The organism is Paracoccus zhejiangensis (assembly GCF_002847445.1).
In the GTDB taxonomy this organism is placed as follows: Bacteria; Pseudomonadota; Alphaproteobacteria; order Rhodobacterales; family Rhodobacteraceae; genus Paracoccus; species Paracoccus zhejiangensis.
This window is the reverse complement of sequence record NZ_CP025430.1, coordinates 2,115,453-2,138,951: the sequence shown is the minus strand read 5'-3', so window position 1 is coordinate 2,138,951 and position 23,499 is coordinate 2,115,453. Positions and strand designations below refer to the sequence as shown.

Here is a 23,499-nt window from a genome sequence, read left to right as displayed (position 1 = left end):
CGTGCGGTCGATGTCATCCAGACCAGCGGCAGTTGCCGCGATACTATATTCACTCATCGTCAAACCCCCACGCGCTGTCATCAGTTGCGTCGGGTGGCGGCTGATGATTGTCGCCCGCGCTCGGGTCGGTTGGGCTGGACGCCTCTGGGCTGTCTTCGGGCGGTAAAGTAATCCTCTGACCAATGAACCCCTCGGCGGGCGTTTCGATGATGGCTGACCCGGTCCTGAAACTTGTGCCGTGGAACAGGTTCTTCTGGATGGCTTTGATTTGCTCGTTTGACGGCTCACCCGGCAGCACACCCGCACGAATGCGTGCGGCCTTGTTGATGGCGCGAATTTCCTCGATGGCACGGGTGCGGATCGATTCCGTCAGTTCTGCCTCATGCGCATAGCGCTGTTTGATCTCGCGGAACTTTTCGGTCCATTCGGCAAGAGATATCCCGAACAGCGGTGTTACCGTGACAGCTTCGGCGGTCTCCCATTTTCCGTCGATTTCGATGGAGATCGCACCGATGTCAGCCGGATCGGCCTTGACACGAAGGCGGGAACGCTTGCCGGTTTCCCACAGCCGACGCAATGCGTCGCAGGAATAGTGGTTCGAAAAAAGTTCTATCCCCTTCTTTGACGGCTTGCGGGTGAACTCCACGCCCAAGGCTGCGCGCAGGGTGTGAAGATCGGCGGGTTCGGTTACGGCGAACTGATCTTCCAAATCCCGCCATCGCTGCGCCGGCGTCTGACCGTTGAGGCTGCGATGTGGCCTATTGTGATAATAGTCAATGACGTAGAGCGACAGAATGCGCGTCAGGTCTTCATCATCAAGCGCGGTAAGCTGTTCTGTCGGATAGTCGCCACGGGCAATAGGGTTGTGATATGTTCGACCCGAAAGATACGGCATCAGGTTCTGGCTCAGATTGCCAAACCAGCGTTCGATGTGGCCCCGAAGTTCTGGTATCTTAACTGGCGGAAAGAGCATGGTCGCCCCAAGGTCATTTACTGCGATGGGGAAGTCGCTGTTGTTGAATGCGGCCCCGGTATCTGCACAAACGACAGAAAACCCGGCGCAGAAAGACCAAGCGCTTTTCGCGCCAATTGCTCGGGCGTATTCTGTCTTGTCGACGGAGGCCATACGAAGCGCGCGCATCGCCGCCTCGGCACTCGGCTTTTGGACCACCAGCAGGGCTAGAATACAGCGGGTCGCGCAATCAATGATCGCATAAATCCAGCGGCGACCCTTTGGAAGCTTTTCAATTATCTCAGGTGAGAGCGCATTTGTCAGGCCGATCCGAGTGAAATAGGTCCAAAGATCGACCTCCCATTCATCAATTTCGATACGCTCGCCGGGGAATTGTGCCATTTGCTGAACACCAAGGCCGCTGGACGCGAATTTTCGGCGCGCAGCGTCAATGCCTTCGCGAAGCGCGGTCATTTCGAACGGATCGAGAGCAGCGATACGTCGTTCTATGGTTTTGATGCAGGGAATCGTGAGCGCGGAAAGGCCCTTTTCCAGCCTTGCGTTGCTCACACGCCTGATCATGCTTTGGGTGTTCTCGGCCACTGTTCTGGCATAGCAGCCGCCGCGCTTACCGAACTCCCTGATGCCCTGCTGCATCAGTTCTTCGACCTCCGGTTCGAAGTAGCTTTCGGCGTGACCTTGCCGGGGCGTCCTGCGCACGAGGACGCGGAGGTCAAAATTTGCGCGGATGAATTTTCGATAGACGCGCCGGATTGATCGGGTCGACGGAAGCTGCGCCAGCACAACCTGATCACCCATGCGCAATGCACGGCCCGGGAACTGCTGGTTGACCTCCGCCTTCGCAAGTTGCGGTGCGATTTTTCGAAGCGCTTCTGCCAAGCCACGGTCGGTAAATGTAACCTCGCCCTTGGTATGAAGCTCATGGATCGCGGATAAGACGCGGGCCATCAGGACGATCTTTGCCCGTGCTTTCGCGGACAGCAGTGCCAGATCGCATGTGTAGCTAGCAGACCCTGTGGCGATCCGTGGTGGAGGATCGTAGCGCCAGTTTCCACTGGCGCGCAGGATTGCAATGTCTTCCCATCTGAAAAATTCGACGATTTCTGGGGAATCCATGCGACGAAGCATGATGCCCTGCATGTCGGAGGACTCTGGCGCATATACGGTGTCTGCGATTTTCACAGTAGACCCCGGCGGCATAGACCGCATGATTGCGCGGGAGGCGGGAATGGAACTGAAGGTCATGCCGCATCCCCCATTTTGATAAATGAATGCTGTCCAATGATGCCCTCGGTCAGCACACGGAGTTGGCCACGAAAGGCGGCACGGAATGCCGCGCGGTAACCGCGACCTGCAAAACCGGTCATCGCGGCCAGATCGGCCATTTTCACGATGCCACGGAGTGACTTCATCGCATTGATCAGCGCGTTATCCGCGTCGGGATCAGGCTTCTTTGTGAATTCGATAAAGCGAAGGGCGTTCTGGGCCTGCGCGCGGGTGAAGTCGCTATCGGTGACAAGGACCAGATCATCGGCCAGATCACTCGACAGGTGCCGCTTCACGGCTGCCAGTTCCTCGCGAAACTGCAGTGTAATCTTGGCGGCAGGCTTCACCGTTGTCAACGGCGGAGCAAAAACCGGCCACGGGGCGGCGCAAAAGCAGGCCACTTTCTTGCGCGCTTGAGCCCGCCGGGAGGGCGTAGCCCGAGCGGCGGGCTCAAGCGCGCGTTGCGGTTTTCTATGGGGTCTGGCCGGCGTTTCGGGCCCGACTTTGCGCGAGCCTGTAGCTCTCGCCATTCATCTCGAGGATGTTGACGTGGTGGGTCAGGCGGTCGAGCAGAGCGCCGGTCAGCCGCTCTGTTCCGAAGGTCTCGGTCCATTCGTCGAACGGCAGGTTGCTGGTGATGAGCGTGGCGCCGCGCTCGTAGCGTTGCGAGATCATCTCGAAGAGTAGCTCGGCGCCGGTCTTTGACAGAGGCACGAAGCCCAGTTCATCGATGATGAGCAGTTTGACCGAAGCCAGCTGCTTCTGGAGCCGCAGGAGGCGGCGCTCGTCGCGGGCTTCCATCAACTCGTTGACCAGTGCCGCGGCCGTAGTGAAGCTGACCGACATTCCTTTCTGACAAGCGGCCAGTCCCAGCCCCAGAGCAACATGCGTCTTGCCCGTGCCACTCGGTCCGAGCGCAATGACGTTTTCGCGCCGCTCGATCCATTCGCAACGGGCAAGGTCCAGCACCTGCATCTTGTTGAGCTTCGGGATCGCCTTGAAGTCGAAGCTGTCCAGGCTCTTCTTGGCGGGGAACTTTGCAACCTTGATCCGGCGTTCGATCATCCGTCCCTCGCGGTCGATCAGTTCCAGTTCGACCAGTCGGGCGAGGAACTGGACGTGGTCCAGGCCCTCGGCTGCACATTGGCGCGCCAGCTTCTCGTGCTCCCGCAAGAAGGTCGGGAGCTTCAGCGTCTTCAGGTGATGAGCAAGCAGGATCTGCGGCGCACCGGTCATGCCGCGTCTCCCGACAGCAGAGACATGTAGCTTGCCGCCGAGGTGGTCCCCACGTTGGCCCGCGGCAGGTAGGGATAGACATCGAGGTCCAGCTTCGGCGGCCGTTTCTCAACATGGCAGAGAGCGAGGTGCTTCACGGCATCGAAGCCGACAGCGCCCAATTGCAGGGCCTTCTTCACGGCCGCGTGGAGATCATCGATGTCGAAGGTTTCCAGCAGGCGCAAAACCTGCACATATTCCCGGCGTCCCGCCTTGATCATCCGCGCCTCCATCAGGCGGCGCAGGGTTGCGAACTCCGGCGGCAGGTTCCATTCGGCAAGAGGCGCGGCCTGATCCAAAGCATTGATCTTCCTCTCGATGAGCGGGAGGTAATGCACCGGATCGAACACCATGTCCTCGCGGTCATAGCAGCGGGGGTGGCGTGCGATGAGCTCGCCACCGCAGCCGATCACAACCTCGTCGACATAGCCCCTGATCCAGACATCGCGGTGGCCGTAGGCGACCGGCACCGAGTAATCGTTGGTCTTGTAGCGCACCAGCGCTTGGGAACTGACTCGCCCGGTGGCTTGGTCGCAGGCATCGAACGGCGCGGGTGGCAGATCAGACATCACGACCAGATCTCGCACGAGGCGTTCCCCGATGGTCTCGGACTGGCCGCGCAGAACATCCGCCTGACGTTTGCGACACTGCTCCTCCAGATAGGCGTTGAACGAAGCCCAACTCACAAACCGCGGGACCGGGACCATGAAGTTGCGGCGGGAATAGCCGACCAATCCTTCCGCGTTGCCCTTGTCGTTCCCCTTGCCGGGGCGGCCATAGCGGTCTCGGAACAGGTAGTGGGACAGGAACCCGCTGAAGAGCGTGGCCCGCTGACGTGTGCCGTCCGCCAGGATCTTCGCAACAAGACAGCGATCGTTGTCGTAGAGGACCGATACCGGCACCCTGCCGAAGAAGGCGAAGGCGTGGACGTGGCCGTCTACCCAGGCTTCCGCTGTCGCCGCGGGATAGGCGCGCACGAAGCAGGCATCACTGTGCGGCAAGTCCATAACGAAGAAGTGCGCCTTCTGCTCGACGCCGCCGATGACGACCACAGCCTCGCCGAAGTCGGCCTGGGCATGTCCTGGCGGATGGGCTAGCGGCACGAAAATCTCTCGGCCGCGCCGCTCGCGCTCCCGCATATAGTCCTTGATGATCGTATAGCCGCCGGTGAAGCCATGCTCATCGCGAAGCCGCTCGAATACCCGCTTCGCCGTGTGCCGTTGCTTTCGATGGACCTCGCGATCCCCCTCCAGCCAGCCATCGATGATCTCGGTGAACCCATCCAGCTTCGGCCGCTTCACCGGCGCCGTCCGCCGGTATCCAGGCGGAACCGAGAACGCCAACATCTTCCGAACGCTGTCGCGGGAAACCCCAAACTGACGCGCAGCCTCGCGCTGGCTCATGCCTTCTGAACAAGCCAGGCGAACCTTCCGATACAAATCCACGGTGAAAATCCTCCCGCCCTCCCTGTCGCCAGAAAGGGTAAAGGTGGACGACTTTTACGCCGCCCGCAGCGGGCTCATCCCGCCGCTACCGTGGTCGACTTTCTCACCGCCGTTCTCAGCTGGGTCCGCAGGTGTTCGCGGATGCCATTGTGACCACCAGAAGCATTGGTCTTCGTCGTTTTGCTGGGCTCGATATCTTCGAGCAGCTCAGTGAATCGCGTTTGCGGAACCGGCATGATCTATCCCACTGTTCTCATTATGTTCAATATCTGTCGCAGCGCATCAAAAATCAAGGGTCGGCGCAATTTCTGGCACCATATGTTGTGCTTGGCTGCGCTCTTTTCTCTGGTTGTGACTACTGATTGGGTTTGCCGTAAAGGTCACTAGAACGAGGAATTTGGATCTTATAGGGCCGCTTCTAGCCGCATCCGAGGATTACACCGCCTGAGGTCCGACCCGACTCAGCGTCGGCCGACACTCAATTACGATGCATTGGATACGGGGGCGCTGCGCCTCGCATGAATGACCGGTCTACCCAGACGTGCCGCGACTGGTATGCCGCGCTGCCGCATGTCCTGCTTTCCTGAAGTTTTGTCTGCTGGTTCATACGTACAGAAGAAATTTGATGTTGTCGGTGAGCAAACGACGGCTGAAGGTCTGCTTGTGTTAAACCTGACCGACCAGCTCGCAGGTGCGGCGAACTCACACTTTCCGCCCACATTGCCGGATATCGCTCCCACGAAGGCGGGAACCGCTGCGATATTTGAGGTCTCCGCGCTTCCCGCCTTCGCTACCCTCAGTGAAAATCGCAAAAAAAATTAAGCAACTGATCAATCTCAATAACCGCAGCTGCTCAATGCCCGTCGCTGGGGGCGATTATTCTCCTGACCGTGGATAGCCCATTCGGCCAATCATTGGCTCGCGCGTATGCAACAGCGCATCTTGATCCTGAGATGCCAGAAACCGGGATCTTCGGGCGGGTCGCCCCCGCTGATCCAAGCATCAGGAGCGCCAATGGGCAGAACTTCTGTCGCAAATGGACAGAAAGCTGTCCCAAATGGCCAACTTAGGTGTCACCTGTCAAAGAGGAAGTTCAGTGGTGAGCCCAACAGGATTCGAACCTGTGACCCACTGATTAAAAGTCAGTTGCTCTACCAACTGAGCTATGGGCCCACAACAGGGAGCCTAACTAGGAGGGGCGTCGGGCAGCGTCAAGCGGAAAAATCATCATCTCTGGCGGAATCTTCATCGGGGGCCTATATGCCCGGTCATGAACACATATTCCGGCGATGCCCTGCCTTTCATGAAGATGCACGGGCTGGGCAATGATTTCGTGGTGATCGATCTGCGCGGGGGCGGCGAAGCCCCGGCGGCAGAGGTGATCGCGCGCATCGCGGACCGCAATCGCGGCGTAGGATTCGACCAGCTTGCGACCATCCAGATGGACGATCAGGCCGATGTCCGGCTGCGCTTCTGGAATGCGGATGGCTCGGTCAGCGCGGCTTGCGGCAATGCGACGCGATGCATTGCCCGCCACGTGATGGATGAGACCGACCGGGACCGGCTGTCGCTGCGCACGGATCACGCCGTCCTTTTGGCCGAGGATGCCGGGAACGGGCTGACCCGGGTGAACATGGGCCAGCCGGTCTTGGACTGGCGGGCGATTCCCTTGGCGGAAGACGTCGATATCGACCATCTCCCGATTGCGGGCGATCCGGTCGCCACCGGCATGGGCAACCCGCATATTACCTTCTTCGTCCCCGATGCCGCCGCCATCGACCTGCCGCGATTCGGGGCGGAATACGAACATCACCCGCTTTATCCCGAGCGCACAAATGTCGAGGTCGTTCAGGTGCTGTCGCCCGACGAGATCCTGTTGCGGATCTGGGAGCGTGGCACCGGGCCGACGCTGGCCTCGGGCTCCTGCTCCTGCGCGGCGGCGGTGGCTGCGGCGCGGCGCGGACTGACCGGGCGGCGGGTCAAGGTGAATGTTCCCGGCGGCGTGCTGATGATCGACTGGCGCGAGGATGGCGTCTGGATGGAGGCGCCGACGGCGCATGTCTTTTCCGGCGTCTTCACCCCCGAATGGCTGGCCGGATGAGCGCGCCGGTCTTCTCCACGCTCGGCTGCCGGCTGAATGCCTATGAGACCGAGGCCATGCGCGAGATGGCCGAGGCGGCAGGGCTGTCGGGCGCGGTCGTCGTGAATACCTGCGCGGTGACCGCCGAGGCCGTGCGCAAGGCCCGGCAGGAGATCCGCCGGCTGGCGCGCGAGAATCCGGGTGCGCCGGTCATCGTCACCGGCTGCGCGGCGCAGACCGAGCCCGAAACCTTTGCCGCCATGCCCGAGGTCACGCGCGTCATCGGCAATCACGAGAAGATGCAGCCTGAGACCTGGAACGGGCTGCGCGCACCGAACTGGATCGGCGAGACCGAAAAGATCCGCGTCGATGACATCATGTCGGTCAAGGAAACCGCTGGCCACCTGATCGACGGCTTCGGCCGGCATCGCGCCTATGTGCAGGTGCAGAACGGCTGCGATCACCGCTGCACCTTCTGCATCATCCCCTATGGCCGGGGAAATTCCCGCAGCGTTCCGGCGGGCGTGGTGGTCGAGCAGATCCAGCGGCTGCGCGATCGCGGCTTCAACGAGGTGGTGCTGACCGGCGTTGACCTGACCAGCTGGGGTGCCGATCTGCCGGGCCAGCCGCGTCTGGGCGATCTGGTCATGCGCATCCTGCGGCTGGTGCCCGACCTGCCGCGGCTGCGGATCAGCTCGATCGATTCGATCGAGGCGGACGAGAACCTGATGCTGGCCATCGCCAGCGAGAAGCGCCTAATGCCGCATCTGCACCTGTCGCTGCAGGCCGGCGATGATATGATCCTGAAGCGGATGAAGCGGCGTCACCTGCGCGACGATGCCATCCGCTTCTGCGACGAGGCGCGCCGGCTGCGCCCCGACATGGTTTTTGGCGCCGACATCATCGCCGGGTTCCCGACCGAAACCGATGCGATGTTCGAGAACAGCCTGAAGCTGGTCGAGGATTGCGGCCTGACCTTCCTGCATGTCTTTCCCTATTCCGCCCGCAAGGGCACGCCCGCCGCGCGGATGCCGGCGGTCAAGGGGCCGGTGATCCGCGACCGCGCAGCCCGGCTGCGCGCGGCAGGGGATGCCGCGCTGCACCGCCATCTCGAGGCGCAGGTCGGGCGGCAGCATCTGGTCTTGACCGAAGGTGCGGCGCTTGGCCGGACCGAGCAGTTCACCGAGGTGACGCTGCCCGAGGGCCTGCCCGAAGGTTCGCTGATGACTCTGCAGATCGTGGGACATGACGGCACGCGGCTGGTTGCCGCGCGGCCATAGGCTCGCGCTCTGGACCGGATGCGTTGATCGCGGGGCGGTGAGCGGCTAGAACCACCGCGAGCGCATGGGGGATCAGGGATGAGTGTGACCGGCACGATCAAGCGATTGACCGCAGTTGATATCCGCGCCCGCAAGGGCGGCGATCCCATCGTCAGCCTGACCGCCTATACCAAACCCATCGCCAAGCTGGCCGATCCGCATTGCGATGTGCTGCTGGTGGGCGATTCGCTTGGCATGGTGGTCTATGGCTTTGACTCGACCCTGCCGGTGACCCTGCAGATGATGATCGATCACGGCCGTGCGGTCATGCGCGGCAGCCAGCATGCGCTGGTCGTGGTCGACATGCCCTTTGGCAGCTACGAGGCCGGGCCGGACAAAGCCTTTGCCAGCGCGGCCCGTATTTTGGCCGAGACCGGGGCAGGGGCGGTGAAGCTGGAGGGCGGGGTCAGCATGGCGCCGACCATCCAATTCCTGACCCAGCGCGGCATTCCGGTCATGGCCCATGTCGGGTTGACGCCGCAGGCGGTGAACGCCTTTGGCGGCTATTCGGTCCAGGGGCGCGGCGCGGCGGCGCAGAAGGTGCTCGATGATGCCAAGGCGGTTGCCGATGCCGGGGCCTTTGCCGTGGTGCTGGAAAAGCTGCCGGCCAGCCTCTCGGACCGGGTCACAGCCGAAATCGATATTCCGACCATCGGCATCGGTGCCTCGGCCGGTTGCGACGGGCAGATATTGGTGATCGACGACATGCTGGGCCTCTTCTCGGATTTCCGCCCGAAGTTCGTGCGCCGCTATGCCGAACTGGGGCAGGCGGCGGATCAGGCGATTGCCGACTATGCCGGCGATGTGCGCGCCCGTCGCTTTCCGGGGCCGGAACATCTGTTCGCCGACGAGGCACCGAAGCCCAAGGGCTAGGCCCATGCCACGCGGCCTTGTTTCACATTGCCCTGACCCGGCAGCCGGCCTAGCCTGCCGACCATGACCACGCGCGTTTATACCCATCCCGATGCCGACCGACATGTCACCCCGCCCGGCCATCCCGAGCAGGTTCCCCGGCGGCGCTCGGTGCTGGACGCGCTGGCGGACCTGCCGCTCGACTGGCACGATGCGCCCCTGGCCGATCAGGCCGAATTGCTGCGCTGCCATCCGCAATCCTATGTCGACCGTATCCGGGGTTCGATCCCGACCGAAGGCTGGCAGATGCTGGACGGCGACACCCATGCCGCGCCGGGCAGCTGGGATGCGGCGCTCAGGGCGGTGGGCGGGGCCACGGATGCCGTCGATGCGGTGCTGACCGGTAAGGCGCACAGCGCCTTTGTCGCCATGCGCCCGCCCGGCCACCATGCCGAGCGCGAGACGGCGATGGGCTTTTGCTTTTTCGGTACCGTCGCGATCGCCGCGAAACGGGCGCTGGACCATCACCGGCTGGACCGCGTGGCAGTGCTGGATTTCGACGTTCATCACGGCAATGGCACGCAGGACCTGCTCTGGTCCGAGAAGCGCGCCTTCTTTGCCTCGAGCCACCAGATGCCGCTTTATCCCGGCACGGGCGCGGCTGACGAGACGGGTGAATTCGGCCAGATCATGAACGTGCCGCTGCGTCCGGGTAGCGACGGGGCGGTGGCGCGCGCGGCCTGGGGGCGCATTCTCGACCGGATGATCGGCTGGAAGCCGCAGCTGGTGCTGATTTCCGCCGGCTTCGATGCCCATGCCGATGATCCCCTGGCGCAGCTTGACTGGCAGGATCAGGATTTCACCGCCATCACCCGCGCCATCTGCGACGCGGCGGCGGTCTCGGGCGCCCCGGTGGTCAGCAGCCTCGAAGGTGGTTATGATCTCGCCGCTCTGGGCCGCAGCGCGCGCGCCCATGTGATCGAACTAATGGAGACCGCCGGATGAGCGATGATGTCAGCAGCCTGAGTTTCGAACAGGCGATGAAGGAACTGGAAGCAACGGTCTCGAAGCTGGAAACCGGCGACGCCACGCTGGACGAATCGATCAGCCTCTACGAGCGCGGGGCGAAGCTGCGCGCGCATTGCGAGGCGCGGCTGCGCGAGGCGGAGGAGCGGGTCGAGAAGATCACCCTGGCCGCCGATGGCACGCCCGCCGGCACCACGCCCGCCGAGGGCCTGTAAATGCAGGAACGGCTCGAGGCCGTGAAGACCATGGTCGCTGCGGCGCTGGACGAGGCCATCGCCCGCCTGCCGCGCGGCGAACTGGCCGATGCGATGCGCTATGCCACGCTTGGCGGCAAGCGGGTCCGGGCCTTTCTGGTGATGGAATCGGCGCGGCTGAACGGCGTCAGCGACGAGGCCGCCCTGCCGGTTGCCGCTGCCGTCGAGGCGCTGCACGCCTATAGCCTCGTCCATGACGACCTGCCGGCGATGGATGATGACGACCTGCGCCGGGGGATGCCCACGGTGCATATCCAATGGTCCGAGGCCACCGCGATCCTTGCGGGTGACGCCCTGCAGACATTGGCCTTCCAGCTGTTGACCAACGAGGTCATCGGTTCACCCGAGGCGCGGGTGGCGCTGATCGCCGAATTCGCCCGCGCGGTCGGCGCGCAGGGCATGGTCTGGGGTCAGGCGCTGGACATCGCCGCCGAAACCGCCGTTGAAGAGCCCGACGTGAAGCAGGTGACCCGTATTCAGGAAGCCAAGACCGGCGCGCTAATCGAATTCTCGGCGGTCGCGGGCGCGATCATCGCCGGTGCCGATCCCGAGCCGCTGCGCGACTATGCCCGCAATCTGGGTCTGGCCTTCCAGATCGCCGACGACATCCTTGACGTGACCGGCGACGAGGCCGCGACCGGCAAGCGCGTCGGCAAGGATGAGGAGGCCGGCAAGGCCACCTTCGTCTCGCTTCTGGGCCTCGAGGGCGCGCAGACCAAGGCAGGCAAGCTGGTCCACCGGGCCGAAGCCGCACTGGAGCCCTATGGCGAGGCGGCCGGAAACTTGCGCGAGCTTGCGCGTTTCGTTATCGAACGCGACACCTGACCGACGCCAAGCCCGATTGCCCAGCCTGATTGCCCCGAGGAGGGGACAGCCATGACCCCGACCCACGGAAACGACCGGCCCGCGACGCCCGTTCTGGACCGCGTCACCCTGCCCTCCGACCTGAAATCGTTGAGCGATGCCGAGTTGCGGCAACTGGCCGACGAGTTGCGGGCCGAGACGATCAGCGCGGTGTCCGTGACCGGTGGGCATCTGGGTGCGGGGCTGGGCGTGGTGGAACTGACCGTGGCGCTGCACGCCGTTTTCGACACGCCGCGCGACAAGATCATCTGGGATGTCGGCCATCAGTGCTATCCTCACAAGATCTTGACCGGCCGGCGCGACCGCATCCGCAGCCTGCGCATGGGCGGTGGGCTGTCGGGTTTCACCAAGCGCGCCGAAAGCCCCTATGACCCCTTCGGCGCCGGCCACAGCTCGACCTCGATCTCGGCGGCTCTCGGCTTTGCCATGGCGCGCGAGCTGGGCGGCGATCCGGGCGACGCCATCGCCGTGATCGGCGACGGCGCGATGAGCGCCGGCATGGCCTATGAGGCGCTCAACAATGCCGGTGATCTGGGCAAGCGGCTGTTCGTCATCCTGAACGACAACGAGATGTCGATCGCGCCCCCGGTGGGCGCCATGTCCTCCTATCTGACCAGGCTCTATTCCGAGGGCCCGTTCCACGAGCTGAAGGCCGTGGCCAAGGGCGCCGTCGGCTTCCTGCCGCCACCCTTCCAGGAGGGCGCGCGCCGGGCCAAGGAAATGCTGAAGGGCATGACCGTCGGCGGGACGCTGTTCGAGAACCTGGGCTTTTCCTATATCGGGCCGGTCGATGGCCACGACCTTGACCAGCTTCTGCCGCTGCTGCGGACGCTGAAGACCCGGGCCAAGGGACCGGTGCTGATCCATGCGGTGACCAAGAAGGGCAAGGGCTATGGCCCGGCCGAAAGCGCCGCCGACAAGGGCCATGCCACCGGCAAGTTCGACGTGCTGACCGGGGTGCAGGCCAAGGCCAAGTCGAACGCGCCCAGCTATACCGCCGTCTTTGCCGATGCGCTGGTCGATCAGGCCAGTCGCGACGACAGGATCGTGGCGATCACCGCCGCCATGCCCGATGGCACCGGGCTGAAGAAATTCGCCCAGACCTTCCCGCGCCGCTGCTTTGACGTGGGCATCGCCGAACAGCATGCCGTCACCTTCGCCGCCGGGCTGGCGGCGGGCGGTATGAAGCCCTTCTGCACGCTCTATTCGACCTTCCTGCAGCGCGGCTACGACCAGATCGTCCATGACGTTGCGGTGCAGAACCTGCCCGTGCGCTTTGCCATCGACCGCGCCGGTCTGGTCGGCCAGGACGGCCCGACCCATGCCGGGGCCTATGACATCGCTTTCCTCGCGAACCTGCCGGGTTTCGTGGTCATGGCCGCCGCCGACGAGGCCGAGCTGGTCGACATGCTCGCCACCGCCGCCGCCCATGACAGCGGCCCGATTGCCTTCCGCTTCCCGCGTGGCGAGGGCGTGGGGGTGGAGCTGCCCGAGCATGGCCGCGTGCTGGAGATCGGCAAGGGCCGCATCGTCGCACCGGGGCGCGGCGTCGCCATCCTGTCCTTCGGCACCCGCCTCTCGGCCGTGCTCGAGGCGCGCGAGGCACTGGCGGCGCGGGGCATCACCCCCACCGTCGCCGATGCCCGCTTCGCCAAGCCGCTGGACCGCGACCTGATCCTGAAACTGGCCGCCGATCACGAGGCGCTGATCACCATCGAAGAGGGGGCGGTCGGCGGCTTCGGCAGCCATGTCGCCCAGCTTCTGGCCGATGAGGGCGTCTTTGATCGCGGGCTGAAATTCCGCTCAATGGTGCTGCCCGACGAATTCGTCGATCAGGACGCGCCCATGGCGATGTATGACACCTCGGCGCTGAACGCCCCGCATATCGTCGCCAAGGTGCTGGAGGTTCTGGGCATTTCCGAGTTCAAGGGCAAGCAGGCCTGATCACGCGCCTGTCGCGCCGATTTATCGCTGGCGCGGCCTATTGATAGCTGCGCACCAGCGCGCCGGCGATCAGCGTCCAGCCATCGACGACGACGAAGAAGGCCAGCTTGAAGGGCAGGGCCACCATCACCGGCGGCACCATCATCATGCCCATCGACATCAGCACCGCCGAGACCACCAGATCGATGATCAGGAAGGGCAGAGAGATCAGGAAACCGATCTCGAAGGCGCGGGTGATCTCGGACAGCATGAAGGCGGGCACCAGAACTGACAGCCGCTCGGGCGGCCCGATGCCCGCCGGCGCCACCTCGGCCAGCGCCAACAGCGTGTCGGGATCGGTGCGCGCGATCATGAAGCCGCGGAACGGCTCGATCCCGAGGCTAAGGGCCTCGGTCAGGCTGATGCGGCCCTCGCTCAAGGGCAGGCCGGCCACCTCCCAGGCCTCGCGCAGCACCGGGTCAATGATGAACCAGGTCAGGAAGATGGCGAGGCTGACGATCAACATGTTCGGCGGTGATTGCGGCAGGCCGATCGACTGCCGCAGGATCGACAGCACGGTGACGATGAAGGGAAAGCAGGTGACCATGATGGCGATGCCGGGTGCCAGCGAGATCGCCGTAAGCCCCAGCACGATCAGCACCGCGTTCTGCCCGAGGCCCGCTGCACCCTGCTGCTGCAAGGGTGCGAGCCCCTCCAACCCCTGCGCCCCGGCCGGCAGCACCGACAGGGCCAGGGCCAGAAACAGCAGCGGCAGCGCGCGGATCACGGGGTTTCAGCCGCGCCGATGATGCGGATGCACAGACGGTTCTCGGGCGCGCCATCGCCGGTCAGTTCGCCCCGGGCGATGACCTTCTCGCCGACGCAGATCTCGACCCCGTCGCTGATCGACTGGTCCAGCGTCAGCACTTCGTTCCGGCGCAGGGCCGAGAGCTCGGCCACGGTCAGTCGCGTGCGACCGATGCGGATGGTCACCTCGACCTCGATGTCATCGGTGTCGATCAGTTGCGATGGATCATCCATCATCCTTCATCCTCCAGCAATTCGGCGATCAGGTCGCGGAAATGCTGGGCGACCTGCTGTTTCGAAAAGGCGCTGCGGCCCTGGTCGAAGATGATCGAGGCCTCCTCGCCTTCGGGGCCGATCCGGATATCGGCTTCCCCGATTCCGGCCGCCGCTGCGCAGCGGCGGATCATCGCCTCCATCTCCGGTGGACAGAGGATGTGCCAGCCGGGCGGCGTCGCCTGGCCGGCCAGCCACAGGAGTTCCTCCCGAAGCGCGGCCTCGATACCGGCGGAGTCGGCCCGGGCGGCCAATGCGCCCACGATCTCGCTCAGCACCGGCATGAGCCCCGCCACGGTCTCCCGCTCGGCCTCGGCCCAGAGCGCCTTGGCGTCAGTCACCACCAGCCCGAGCGCACCGATGGCCTCGGTCAGTGCGCGCAGTTCGTCCGAGAAACCCATGGCGCGGCCTTCGGCCTGGCCGTCGCGATAGGCGATGGCCAGTTCATCCCGGCGAGTCAGCTCGCGGGCTGGCGCAGGGTCCGTGGAGAAGGATTCAAGCCTGAAGACCGCTTCGCTCAATGCGCCTTCTCCTTCTCGTCGATCCACCCCGAGAGGATCTTCAGGCTTTCCTCCTGCCGGTCCTTCATCATGCCGCGCAGCCGCGCGACAGGGTCGGCGGGAGGCAGCGACAGCGGCGCCTTGCCCGGCAGGTCCGAGCCGATCAGCGTCGCGTCAAGCCCCGCCTGCGAGAAGGGCGGCTCGATCACCGCAGCGTCGGACGTCAGGGCGGTCAGGCCCATGGGGCCGGCTCCGCTGTCATCCAGCAAGCGATTTCCCGTCTGGCCGGCCTGACGCCCGCGCAGGATCGGGCGCAGGATCAGCGCGGCGACGGCCACGGCGAAGAAGCCGATCAGCATCAGTTTCAGCAGCGCGTTCAGCTCCAGCCGGTCCAGCCAGCCCCCCTGCGTGGCCAGCGTGCCCTCGGTGCCCAATTCGGCGAAGGGCAGGGACTTGACGGTGATCTGGTCGCCGCGCGCCGGATCGAAGCCGACGGCAGAGGCCACGAGCTCGCGCAGGGTCTCGATCTCGGCATCCGGGCGCGGCACCATGGACGTACTGCCATCGGCGGCGGTCTGGACGATGCCATTGACCAGCACCGCCACGGACAGGCGCTTGACCGAACCGGGCTGGCGCGACACCTCGCGCACCGATTTGCTGACCTCGTAATTCGACTGTTGGCGATTCTCCGAGCGCGAGGATTTGCTGGGATCGCCGCCCGCGGCACTGCCATCGGGCAGGTTCGAGGCTGCGGTCACGGCCGGCGACCCGCCGCTGCTGCTCTGATCCGAGGTCTCCTCGACCAGTTCCGATATCTTCGCCGTTTCCTGCGGATTGAAGCGCTGTTCCGTCACCACTTCGGACTCCGTCACCAGGTCCAGGTTCAGCTCGACGATGGCATTGCCCAACCCCACATGCGGCTCGAGGATGCGTTCGACATTGTGCTTCATCGCGTCGGCGCGCTCGGTGCCGGTGCCATCCTGGCCGTCCGCGACCACGCCGCGCTCGCTGTCGATGACGGTGACCGCTTCGGGCAGCAATCCCGGCACCCCCGAGGAGATCAGGTATTTCAGCGACCTTGCCTGCGCCTGGCTGATCGGCCCGGTTGCGGTGGTCAGCGTCACCGAGGCGCTGGCGCTGTCGTCGCGCCGGTAGCCCCTGCCCTGCGTCACCGCCAGGTGCACGCGGGCCGATTTCACATTGGGCAGCGCCAGGATCGTTCGGGCCAGTTCGCCCTCTTTCGCCCGCCAATAGGCGGCGTCGAACATCTGTGAGGTGGTACCAAAGCCCGACATCCCGTCCAGCAGTTCGTAACCGGCGGTGCCGCTGGCCGGTAGCCCTTCGGCAGCCAGGTCCATGCGCAGCCGGTCGCGCTGTACTGCATCGACATAGATGGAATCGCCGCGCACCAGGTAGGGAACGCCGGCGCGTTCGATCCCGGCGATCACCTGTCCGGCGACTGTCGGATCGAGCCCGGCATAAAGCAGCGCCATGTTCGGACGGTTGACGAGCCAGGAGAAGGCCGACACGGCCAGGAAGGCGGCGAGGAACGCGCCGACGAGGATCGTCCGCTGCCGGGGGCTTCGCTCGCTCCAATAGTCCTGCAGTTTTTGCAAAACCGATCCTTTCGAATCACCGCTTTCGTCTTGCCTCCTGATGCCATGACGCGCGTTAATATTCGGTTAGTGCCATGGTGTTATTCAATTTCCCGTCGGAAGGAGAATCGCCATGCAGGCCGAAGCAGCACAGGCTGTCGAACCCGCAAAAGGCCGCAAGCGCCTGCTGCTGCCCCTGATCGCGACGGTCGTTCTGGCCGGGGCCGGTTTCGGTTCGACCTTCATGGACTTCTGGTCGCCGCTTGCCCTGATCGCACCGGGGCCGGAGGCGGCGGCGAAGAAGGAGGAGGAGCCTGCCGATCGCGCCGTCGCCTTCGTCGCGGTGCCCCCCATCGAGCTGACGCTGGCCGGGGGCAGCCATAGCGTGCTTGGCCTTGCAACGGTGATCGAGACCGAGGCGGGCGCGGTCGAGGCCATCACCGCGCTGCTGCCCCGCGTGCTGGACGGCTTCAACGGCTTTCTGTCGGGGGTCGATCCGCTGGCCTTCGACAAGCGTGGGGTGTTGGACATCATCAAGTACGAGTTGACCGCCCGCGCCCGCGAGGCGCTGCCCGATCTGCCCGTCACCGATCTGCTGATCACGGAGTTCAGACTGAAATGACGCTCGATACGGCCATGGAATGCGGCATCATCGCCGGTTCGGCCCTCCTGATGGTGTTCTGCACCATCCTCGCGCGCCGCCTGCGGCGCCTCAACGATCTGGAGCAGGGACTCGGCGGCGCCATCGCCGTCATGGCCGCCGAGATCGACCGGCTGGAGCAATCGATCAGGCTGGCGCGGCAAGAGGCGATGAGCGCGGGCGAGGTCCTCGCCGCCGAGGTGCAGAAGGCGCAGTCCGAACGGGCGCGCTGGGATCTGCATCTGCGGATGCGCGATGCCCTCGCTGCCGGTCCAGCACCCGACGCCCCGAGCGGCGCGGTCACTCGGTTGCGCCGGCGGCGGGTGCCGCTCGATGCCTAGGGCGCTGCTGCCCTTGCTGGGGCTGGTCTTCGCTCTGCCGCTTGGCGTCGCGCTGGTGCAGGGTTCGGGCCAAGCCGCGAGCATGCTGGCCTTCGCCTCGCCCCCGCCCGAATTGCTGGAGGGCTGTGGCGATGTGCCGGAGGCCGTTGCCCTGGCCGAGGAGCTGCGCGACCGTGGACTGCGGATCGAGCGCTACCTGGAGGCCATCGACAGCCGCAAGCAGGAGCTGGCGGCGGCCGAGGCCAGCCTGCGATCGCGGCTGGTCGAGCTGAAGGCGATGAAGGCCAGTGTCCAGCTTCGGCAGACCGATCACAGCACCCAGGTGCAAAGCGATGTCGACCGGCTGGTGGCGGTCTTCGACAAGATGAAGCCTGCCGAAGCCGCGGCGGTGCTGACCAATCTTCCGGCCGATTTCGCCGCCGAGATCGTGATGCGGGTCCAGCCGGAAACCGGCGCCCGCATCATGGCTGCGGTCGATCCCAACCAGGCGGCCATCCTGACAACGCATATGGGCGCCCGCAGCGTGCGCGAGAGATAGGAGAGCCTGCATGTTCGGTCTGGTTGGCATCATCGTGACCATGGGGATGGTGTTCGGTGGCTTCCTGCTGGCGGGTGGCCATCTCGAGGTCATCCTGCACTCGCTGCCGCATGAATTCATGATGATCGGCGGCGCCGCGGCGGGTTCCTACCTGCTGTCGAATGACAGCCACGTGCTCAAGGCGACGCTTGGCGGGCTGATCCGCTCGTTCAAGGGGCCGCGCCTCAGCGTCAGCGATCATCAGGATGTGCTGTGCCTGCTTTATCAACTGCTGCGCATCGCCCGGGAAAACCCGGTAGTGTTGGGCGAACATATCGAGAACCCGCATCAATCGACGATCTTCTCGGCCTATCCGCGCCTGCTGTCGGACGAGAATATCGTCTCGCTGATCGCCGATACCCTGCGCTCGGCCAGTCTCAATTATGACGATCCCTACCAGGTCGAGGACATGCTGTCCCGCCGCATCGCCGCGATCCGTGAAGAGGCGCTGGAGGTCCCCCATGCCCTGCAATCCATGGCCGACGCGCTGCCGGCACTGGGCATCGTCGCCGCGGTTCTGGGCATCATCAAGACCATGGGCTCGATCGACCAGCCGCCCGCCGTGCTGGGCAAGATGATCGGCAGCGCGCTGGTCGGCACCTTCCTGGGGGTGTTTCTCGCCTATTGTCTTGTCGCGCCGCTGTCGCACCGGCTGGCCGGGGTGATCCGCAAGGACCTGGCCTTCTATGACGTGATCAAGTCGGTGCTGATCGCGGGCCTGCACCAGCACGCCACCAATCTCTGCGTCGAGGTCGGCCGACAGACCGTACCCGAACATGTGCGGCCCGATTACGACACGCTCGAGGCCAAGCTGCGCGATCTGAGAAAGGCCGCCTGAATGCTGGTCCCGGCCCTGCTTCTGGTCTGGCCGATGCAGCAGGCGGTCACGCCTGACCTGCAGGGGTACCGCGAGCGGGCCGAGACGCTGCTCCTCGACGGCGGAACGCTGCCGCCGGATTACCGCGGCGAATTGCGCGACATGTCCCCTGCCGACCGGATCGAGGCGATCATCTTCCTGCGCCGCGCCGGCCTGATGACCGGCAGGCCCTGGACCATCGGCGATCTGCTGGCACCACCGTCGGGGACGACAGCGATCCCGGAGGCCACGGAATGACCGGGATCGCGGCCATCGCGCGCCGCCCCGGCGCCGAGCACGCCGGGACTCCGCTGATCGTCACCGGCGTGCTGGTGCTGATCGTTATCTCGCTGGTGGTGCCGCTGCCGCCCGGCCTGCTGGATTTCGGTATCGCGCTTTCCATCGCCACGGCGGTCCTGGTGCTGGTCATGGCCTCGCTGGTCGAGCGTCCGACCGATTTCCAGGCCTTCCCGCTGCTTCTGCTGGTTTCGCTGGTAATCCGCCTGTCGCTCAACGTCTCCTCGACCCGGCTGATCCTGTCGGAGGGCCATAACGGCACCGAGGCGGCGGGGCAGGTGATCAACGGTTTCGCGGAATTCGTCGCCGGCGGATCGCTGCTGGTAGGCATGACGGTCTTTGCCGTCATTTCGGTGGTGAACTTCATGGTCATCACCAAGGGTTCGGGCCGGATGGCCGAGGTCTCGGCGCGCTTCGCGCTGGATTCGTTGCCGGGCAAGCAACTGGCCATCGATGGCGATCTCAGTTCCGGCGCCATCGATCACGAGGAGGCCAAGCGCCGCCGCATCGCCGAGCAGCGCGAGATCAGTTTCTTCGGCTCGCTGGACGGTGCGTCGAAATTCGTCAAGGGCGACGCCATCGCCGGGATCGTGATCACCCTGATCAACCTGATCGTCGGGCTCTGTGTCGGCGTGATCGTCCATCACATGCCGATCGGCGACGCGCTGGCGACCTATTCGCACCTGACCATCGGCGACGGGCTGGTCAGCCAGGTGCCGGCGCTGATCACCTCGATGGCGGCAGCCCTGCTGCTGTCGCGGGGCGGGGCCACCGAAACTACGGCGCAGCTTGTCTCGCGCGAGTTCCTGATGCGCTGGCATGGCCCGGCGGTGGTGGCGGGCGCCATGGCCCTGATGTCCTTCGTGCCGGGCATGCCGCGCCTGCTGTTCCTGGGCGTTGCTGCGGCGCTGGCGGCCTTGGCGCTGCAGATCGCGCGGAGGAAGCCGCAGGCGGCAGCCCCGGTCCGTGAGGCCGAGGCCGACAGCCCTGAACTCTTGCCGGCACGGATCGGCGATCTCTTGGATACCGACGAGATCAGCGTCGAGATCGGCACGGCACTGGTCCTGACCGCGCTGGACCCGGCGCGCGGGCTTGGCGCCCGCATCGCCAACCTGCGCGTCCACATCGCCCGGAGCTATGGTCTGATCCTGCCGGATGTCCGCATCACCGACGATCCGTCGCTGCCGGGCGGCGATTACCAGATCCGCATCCAGGGCGTCATCCGTGGCCGCGGCAGCCTGCGCCCGGGCGAGGTCCTGGCCCTTGGCCCTGACGACGTTCTGGCAGGGCTGGCCGGGGTCTCGGTGGTCGAACCGGTCTATGGCCGCGCTGCACGCTGGCTGTCACGCGACGACCAGGAAAACGCCGCTGTGCGCGGGGCGACCGTGGTCAGCCCGATGGAGGTGATCTCGACCCATCTGATGGAGGGGGTGAGGTCGCATCTCGCGGCGCTGATGACCATGGCGGCGATGCAGCGCCAGATCGACGAGCTGAAATCGCTCAGCGATACCGCCCGGTCCGAGCGTCACCGCCGCTATTTCGACAGCATGATCCCCGAGAAGGTGGCGCCCGAACTGCTGCTCACGGTGCTGCGGGCGCTTCTGGCCGAGGGCGTTTCGATCCGCAATCTGCCACTGATCGTGGATGCGCTGTGCGAATACCGGGGCCTCGACAGCCCCGAGGCGATCTACGAAATGGTGCGCAAGCGGCTGCGCGACCAGATCACCCAGCAACTGGCCGCGACCAGCGGGCAGCTGTCGATCATCCAGTTGCATCCGGCCTGGGAAAGCGAGTTCGTCCAGATCGAGATCGAGCCGGGGCGCGGCGGCACTGGCGCTCTTGGCCCGGCGCTGTCGCAGAAGCTGGCCTTGGCCGTGCGGCGAACCGTTGCCGCCGTCGATCCGCGCGCCGAGGCCGTGATTGCCGCGCCGGATCATCGCCGCCGCGCGGTGCGCGCCATGCTCGGCGCCCATGGCCTGACGGTGCCGGTCCTCAGTCTCGACGAGATCGATCCCGCCGCCAATTTGCGGCTCCTGGGCACGATCGAGCTGCCATGATGACCGGCGATCCGCTGCATGGAATGGACCTCGAGGTGCTGCTGCGGTCGAACTGGCCGCTTGTTCTCTGTTATCTCCGCGTGCAGGCCTGCATCTTGGCCATGCCGGGCTTTGGCGAGACGGTCCTGCCGGGCCGGGTCAAGATCGCCGTCGCCATGGCGCTGACACCGATCCTGGCCGAGGTGGCGAGATCCACGGCCGCGCGGTCCGTGCCGCCGGATACGCCGTTCCTGATGATCACTGTCGCACTGGCCGAGCTGGCCATCGGTCTTGCCGCCGGGATTTTGGTGCGGCTGATGGCCTTTGCCATCAATATCGCCGCCACGGCCATTGCCGCGACCGCCTCGCTGTCGCAGATCATCGGCGCGCCGAGCGAGGCCTCGCCGCATCCGATCGGTAACCTCTTCCATCTTGGCGGCATCTCCCTGCTGATGGCGCTTGGCCTGCCGGTGATGCTGGTCCGGCTGCTCGCCGACAGCCTGATGCTCTGGCCGGCGGGAAAGCTACCCCCGGTCGACGGGCTGCTGGCCGGCATGGTCACCGTCACCGCCGCCAGCTTCCAGCTGGCGATGATGCTCTCGGCCCCCTTCGTTCTGGGCGGCTTCCTGTTCCAGGCGCTGTCCGGCATTGTCAGCCGGGTGATGCCGGGCCTGCCGGTGATGTTCATCGCCGCGCCCGCGGCGACCCTGCTGGCGCTGGCGGCCCTGGTGGTTCTGACCCCGCCTATCCTGTCTGGCTGGGCGGATGCCGTCCTGTCCCTGCAATTGCCGGAGGTGCGATGAGCGGCGAGGTGGACAAGGACTCCAAGCAGTTCGAGCCGAGCGAACAGCGGCTGCGCCGGGCGCGTGAACAGGGCGATGTGCCGCGCTCGACCGAACTGAACGCGGCGGCCATGTATGCCGGGGCCTGGCTGGCCTTTGGGATTGCGGCGGTCTTCGCGGTGAAGTCCTGGCTCGGCATGGCGACGCGGATCATGGGTTCGGATGGCTGGCCCATCGGCCCGGTCTTTGCCCTTGGCGCGGCGCTGGGGCAGTTCGCCGCGCTTGCCGTCACGCTGCTGGCGGCGATCCCGATGGTTTTCATCTTGCTTGCCCTGATCGCGCAGCGCGGGCTGGTCTTCTCTGTCGGGAAGCTGGCCATCGACTTCCGCCGCATCGACCCGGTGAAGAACGCGGCGCAGAAATTCGGCGCATCGGGATGGGTCAGCTTTGCCATTTCGCTGGGGAAATCGGTGCTGGTCTGCGCGGGTGGCGTCTACCTGTTCCGTTCGCTGTTCGTGATGCTCGAGAATGCCGGGCTTGGCGGCGGCACGGCCTGGGTGCTGGGGCTGGGTGCGATCCTGCAACGCGCCTTCCTGCTGGCACTTGTCGTTTCCGCCGGATTCGCCGTGGTCGATCTTCTGTGGAAGCATCTCGAGCATCGGCGCAAGAATCGCATGACCCGGCAGGAGATGCAGGATGAACACAAGGAATCCGAGGGTGATCCGCATCTGAAGGCCGCGCGGCGGCAGAAGGCGGTCGATATCGCCATGTCCAAGATGCTCGCGGATGTCGAGACGGCCGATGTGGTGATCGTGAACCCGACGCATTACGCCGTGGCGCTGAAATGGCATCGCGGCAGCGGTCGGGCACCGGTCTGCGTGGCCAAGGGCGTGGACGAGATCGCGGCCCGTATCCGCGAAAGGGCCGGGGCGCACCGGGTGCCGGTCTGGTCCGACCCGCCCTGCGCACGGGCGCTGCACGCGACGGTACAGCTGGGCGAGGAGATCCGGCGGGATCAATTCGCGCCGGTCGCCGCCGCCATCCGTTTTGCCGAGAAGATGCGCGAACGGGCGCGGGCAGGATGGTGAAACCGGGGGGTAGGCCGGCGCAACTGGCCCAACTGGCGCGGCTGGCCGAGTTGAAATCCGAGATGGAATTGAAGCGTCTTGCGGCCCTGAACCGGAATGTCGCGGCCGCCCGCCAGCGAATCGTGACAGCCGAGGCAGTCGTGGCAGGTTGCTATGCCGCCGCCGCGCCGCTGTCGCTGGCCGAGGCGCGGGTGGCCAGCGCCGAGGCCGGGGCGGCGGCACGGCAGGCCGAGGCGGCGCGCAGCGATCTGGCGCAGATGATGCCGCGCTTCGAACAGGCCCGCCAGCGCGCCCTGCGCGAGTTCGGCCGCGCTGCGGCGCTGCGCGGATTGGCCGAAAAGGCCGGCAGGGACTAACCTTGCGGCTCTGCAGCATTGGACAGCGACGCGGCGACTTGCTAAGGCAAGCCCAGATCATTCTGCCCGGGGGG

Annotated in this window: 25 protein-coding genes and 1 tRNA gene; 17 read left to right on the top strand and 9 right to left on the bottom strand. The window is 65.2% G+C overall.

All coding sequences use genetic code 11. From position 1 onward, the window contains the following. Positions 1 to 49: 49 nt before the first annotated feature. The 4 genes from CX676_RS10390 to istA form a co-directional block, all read right to left on the bottom strand. A complete protein-coding gene (locus CX676_RS10390) occupies positions 50 to 2,218 on the bottom strand; it encodes a Mu transposase C-terminal domain-containing protein (protein WP_101752551.1) in 2,169 nt (722 codons plus the stop codon). After that, positions 2,215 to 2,586, bottom strand: coding sequence for a hypothetical protein (locus CX676_RS10385; RefSeq protein ID WP_232816413.1), 372 nt, complete (start codon positions 2,584 to 2,586; stop codon positions 2,215 to 2,217). Before CX676_RS10385 ends, CX676_RS10390 begins: the two co-directional genes overlap by 4 nt. A gap of 124 nt (positions 2,587 to 2,710) precedes the next feature. Next, positions 2,711 to 3,475, bottom strand: coding sequence for an IS21-like element helper ATPase IstB (gene istB, locus CX676_RS10380; protein WP_028095139.1), 765 nt, complete (start codon positions 3,473 to 3,475; stop codon positions 2,711 to 2,713). After that, positions 3,472 to 4,959, bottom strand: coding sequence for an IS21 family transposase (gene istA, locus CX676_RS10375; RefSeq protein WP_157935855.1), 1,488 nt, complete (start codon positions 4,957 to 4,959; stop codon positions 3,472 to 3,474). The genes istB and istA overlap by 4 nt, the downstream gene beginning before the upstream one ends. Positions 4,960 to 5,481: 522 nt before the next feature. Here istA and CX676_RS22950 point away from each other — a divergent pair. Then, positions 5,482 to 5,781, top strand: a complete 300-nt coding sequence (locus CX676_RS22950) for a hypothetical protein (protein ID WP_232816412.1) — start codon at positions 5,482 to 5,484, stop codon at positions 5,779 to 5,781. Between the two features lie 275 nt (positions 5,782 to 6,056). Here CX676_RS22950 and CX676_RS10365 read toward each other — a convergent pair. After that, positions 6,057 to 6,132, bottom strand: a tRNA-Lys gene (locus tag CX676_RS10365). A 97-nt stretch (positions 6,133 to 6,229) separates the two neighbouring features. Between CX676_RS10365 and dapF the strand changes: the two genes are divergently transcribed. From dapF to dxs, 7 genes are all read left to right on the top strand, one after another. Further along, a complete protein-coding gene (gene dapF / locus CX676_RS10360; protein ID WP_232816411.1) occupies positions 6,230 to 7,060 on the top strand; it encodes a diaminopimelate epimerase in 831 nt (276 codons plus the stop codon). After that, positions 7,057 to 8,319, top strand: coding sequence for a tRNA (N(6)-L-threonylcarbamoyladenosine(37)-C(2))-methylthiotransferase MtaB (mtaB, locus tag CX676_RS10355; protein ID WP_101752549.1), 1,263 nt, complete (start codon positions 7,057 to 7,059; stop codon positions 8,317 to 8,319). Before dapF ends, mtaB begins: the two co-directional genes overlap by 4 nt. A gap of 78 nt (positions 8,320 to 8,397) precedes the next feature. Continuing rightward, positions 8,398 to 9,231, top strand: coding sequence for a 3-methyl-2-oxobutanoate hydroxymethyltransferase (panB, locus tag CX676_RS10350; RefSeq protein WP_101752548.1), 834 nt, complete (start codon positions 8,398 to 8,400; stop codon positions 9,229 to 9,231). 63 nt (positions 9,232 to 9,294) lie between these two features. After that, the gene (locus tag CX676_RS10345; protein WP_101752547.1) at positions 9,295 to 10,215 is read left to right on the top strand and encodes a histone deacetylase family protein; all 921 of its coding nucleotides are present in this window, start codon (positions 9,295 to 9,297) and stop codon (positions 10,213 to 10,215) included. Then, positions 10,212 to 10,451, top strand: coding sequence for an exodeoxyribonuclease VII small subunit (locus tag CX676_RS10340; protein WP_101752546.1), 240 nt, complete (start codon positions 10,212 to 10,214; stop codon positions 10,449 to 10,451). The genes CX676_RS10345 and CX676_RS10340 overlap by 4 nt, the downstream gene beginning before the upstream one ends. After that, positions 10,452 to 11,315: a polyprenyl synthetase family protein gene (locus CX676_RS10335; protein WP_101752545.1), complete on the top strand. Its 864-nt coding sequence runs from the start codon at positions 10,452 to 10,454 to the stop codon at positions 11,313 to 11,315. A 51-nt stretch (positions 11,316 to 11,366) separates the two neighbouring features. Then, positions 11,367 to 13,298 (top strand): 1-deoxy-D-xylulose-5-phosphate synthase, encoded by a 1,932-nt coding sequence (gene dxs, locus CX676_RS10330; RefSeq protein WP_101752544.1) that lies wholly within the window; start codon positions 11,367 to 11,369, stop codon positions 13,296 to 13,298. Between the two features lie 37 nt (positions 13,299 to 13,335). Here the strand turns inward: dxs and fliP are convergent, their stop codons facing one another. The 4 genes from fliP to fliF are packed head-to-tail and all read right to left on the bottom strand — an operon-like array spanning position 13,336 to position 16,473. After that, on the bottom strand, positions 13,336 to 14,061 hold the full coding sequence (fliP, locus tag CX676_RS10325; protein WP_198590347.1) for a flagellar type III secretion system pore protein FliP: 726 nt from the start codon (positions 14,059 to 14,061) through the stop codon (positions 13,336 to 13,338). Continuing rightward, positions 14,061 to 14,321 carry a FliM/FliN family flagellar motor switch protein gene (locus CX676_RS10320; protein ID WP_232816410.1) on the bottom strand — a complete coding sequence of 87 codons (261 nt, stop codon included), beginning with the start codon at positions 14,319 to 14,321 and terminating at the stop codon, positions 14,061 to 14,063. Before CX676_RS10320 ends, fliP begins: the two co-directional genes overlap by 1 nt. Next, positions 14,318 to 14,878 carry a hypothetical protein gene (locus tag CX676_RS10315; RefSeq protein ID WP_101752541.1) on the bottom strand — a complete coding sequence of 187 codons (561 nt, stop codon included), beginning with the start codon at positions 14,876 to 14,878 and terminating at the stop codon, positions 14,318 to 14,320. Before CX676_RS10315 ends, CX676_RS10320 begins: the two co-directional genes overlap by 4 nt. Next, positions 14,875 to 16,473, bottom strand: a complete 1,599-nt coding sequence (fliF, locus tag CX676_RS10310; RefSeq protein ID WP_101752540.1) for a flagellar basal-body MS-ring/collar protein FliF — start codon at positions 16,471 to 16,473, stop codon at positions 14,875 to 14,877. Before fliF ends, CX676_RS10315 begins: the two co-directional genes overlap by 4 nt. A 112-nt stretch (positions 16,474 to 16,585) precedes the next feature. Here fliF and CX676_RS10305 point away from each other — a divergent pair, with 112 nt between their 5' ends. The 9 genes from CX676_RS10305 to CX676_RS10265 are packed head-to-tail and all read left to right on the top strand — an operon-like array spanning position 16,586 to position 23,425. Continuing rightward, positions 16,586 to 17,074 carry a flagellar basal body-associated FliL family protein gene (locus tag CX676_RS10305; protein ID WP_101752539.1) on the top strand — a complete coding sequence of 163 codons (489 nt, stop codon included), beginning with the start codon at positions 16,586 to 16,588 and terminating at the stop codon, positions 17,072 to 17,074. After that, a complete protein-coding gene (locus CX676_RS10300) occupies positions 17,071 to 17,433 on the top strand; it encodes a hypothetical protein (protein WP_101752538.1) in 363 nt (120 codons plus the stop codon). The genes CX676_RS10305 and CX676_RS10300 overlap by 4 nt, the downstream gene beginning before the upstream one ends. Continuing rightward, positions 17,426 to 17,971: a MotE family protein gene (locus tag CX676_RS10295; protein ID WP_157935894.1), complete on the top strand. Its 546-nt coding sequence runs from the start codon at positions 17,426 to 17,428 to the stop codon at positions 17,969 to 17,971. The genes CX676_RS10300 and CX676_RS10295 overlap by 8 nt, the downstream gene beginning before the upstream one ends. Positions 17,972 to 17,981: 10 nt before the next feature. Further along, positions 17,982 to 18,848, top strand: coding sequence for a flagellar motor stator protein MotA (motA, locus tag CX676_RS10290; protein ID WP_101752536.1), 867 nt, complete (start codon positions 17,982 to 17,984; stop codon positions 18,846 to 18,848). Continuing rightward, positions 18,849 to 19,124, top strand: a complete 276-nt coding sequence (locus CX676_RS10285) for a hypothetical protein (RefSeq protein ID WP_101752535.1) — start codon at positions 18,849 to 18,851, stop codon at positions 19,122 to 19,124. It abuts the gene before it with no gap. Continuing rightward, positions 19,121 to 21,220 (top strand): flagellar biosynthesis protein FlhA, encoded by a 2,100-nt coding sequence (locus CX676_RS10280; RefSeq protein WP_101752534.1) that lies wholly within the window; start codon positions 19,121 to 19,123, stop codon positions 21,218 to 21,220. Before CX676_RS10285 ends, CX676_RS10280 begins: the two co-directional genes overlap by 4 nt. Continuing rightward, positions 21,217 to 22,002 carry a flagellar biosynthetic protein FliR gene (locus tag CX676_RS10275; protein ID WP_232816409.1) on the top strand — a complete coding sequence of 262 codons (786 nt, stop codon included), beginning with the start codon at positions 21,217 to 21,219 and terminating at the stop codon, positions 22,000 to 22,002. The genes CX676_RS10280 and CX676_RS10275 overlap by 4 nt, the downstream gene beginning before the upstream one ends. Next, positions 21,999 to 23,069 (top strand): flagellar type III secretion system protein FlhB, encoded by a 1,071-nt coding sequence (gene flhB, locus CX676_RS10270; protein ID WP_101752533.1) that lies wholly within the window; start codon positions 21,999 to 22,001, stop codon positions 23,067 to 23,069. Before CX676_RS10275 ends, flhB begins: the two co-directional genes overlap by 4 nt. Next, positions 23,063 to 23,425, top strand: coding sequence for a hypothetical protein (locus tag CX676_RS10265; protein ID WP_101752532.1), 363 nt, complete (start codon positions 23,063 to 23,065; stop codon positions 23,423 to 23,425). Before flhB ends, CX676_RS10265 begins: the two co-directional genes overlap by 7 nt. Positions 23,426 to 23,499 lie beyond the last annotated feature (74 nt).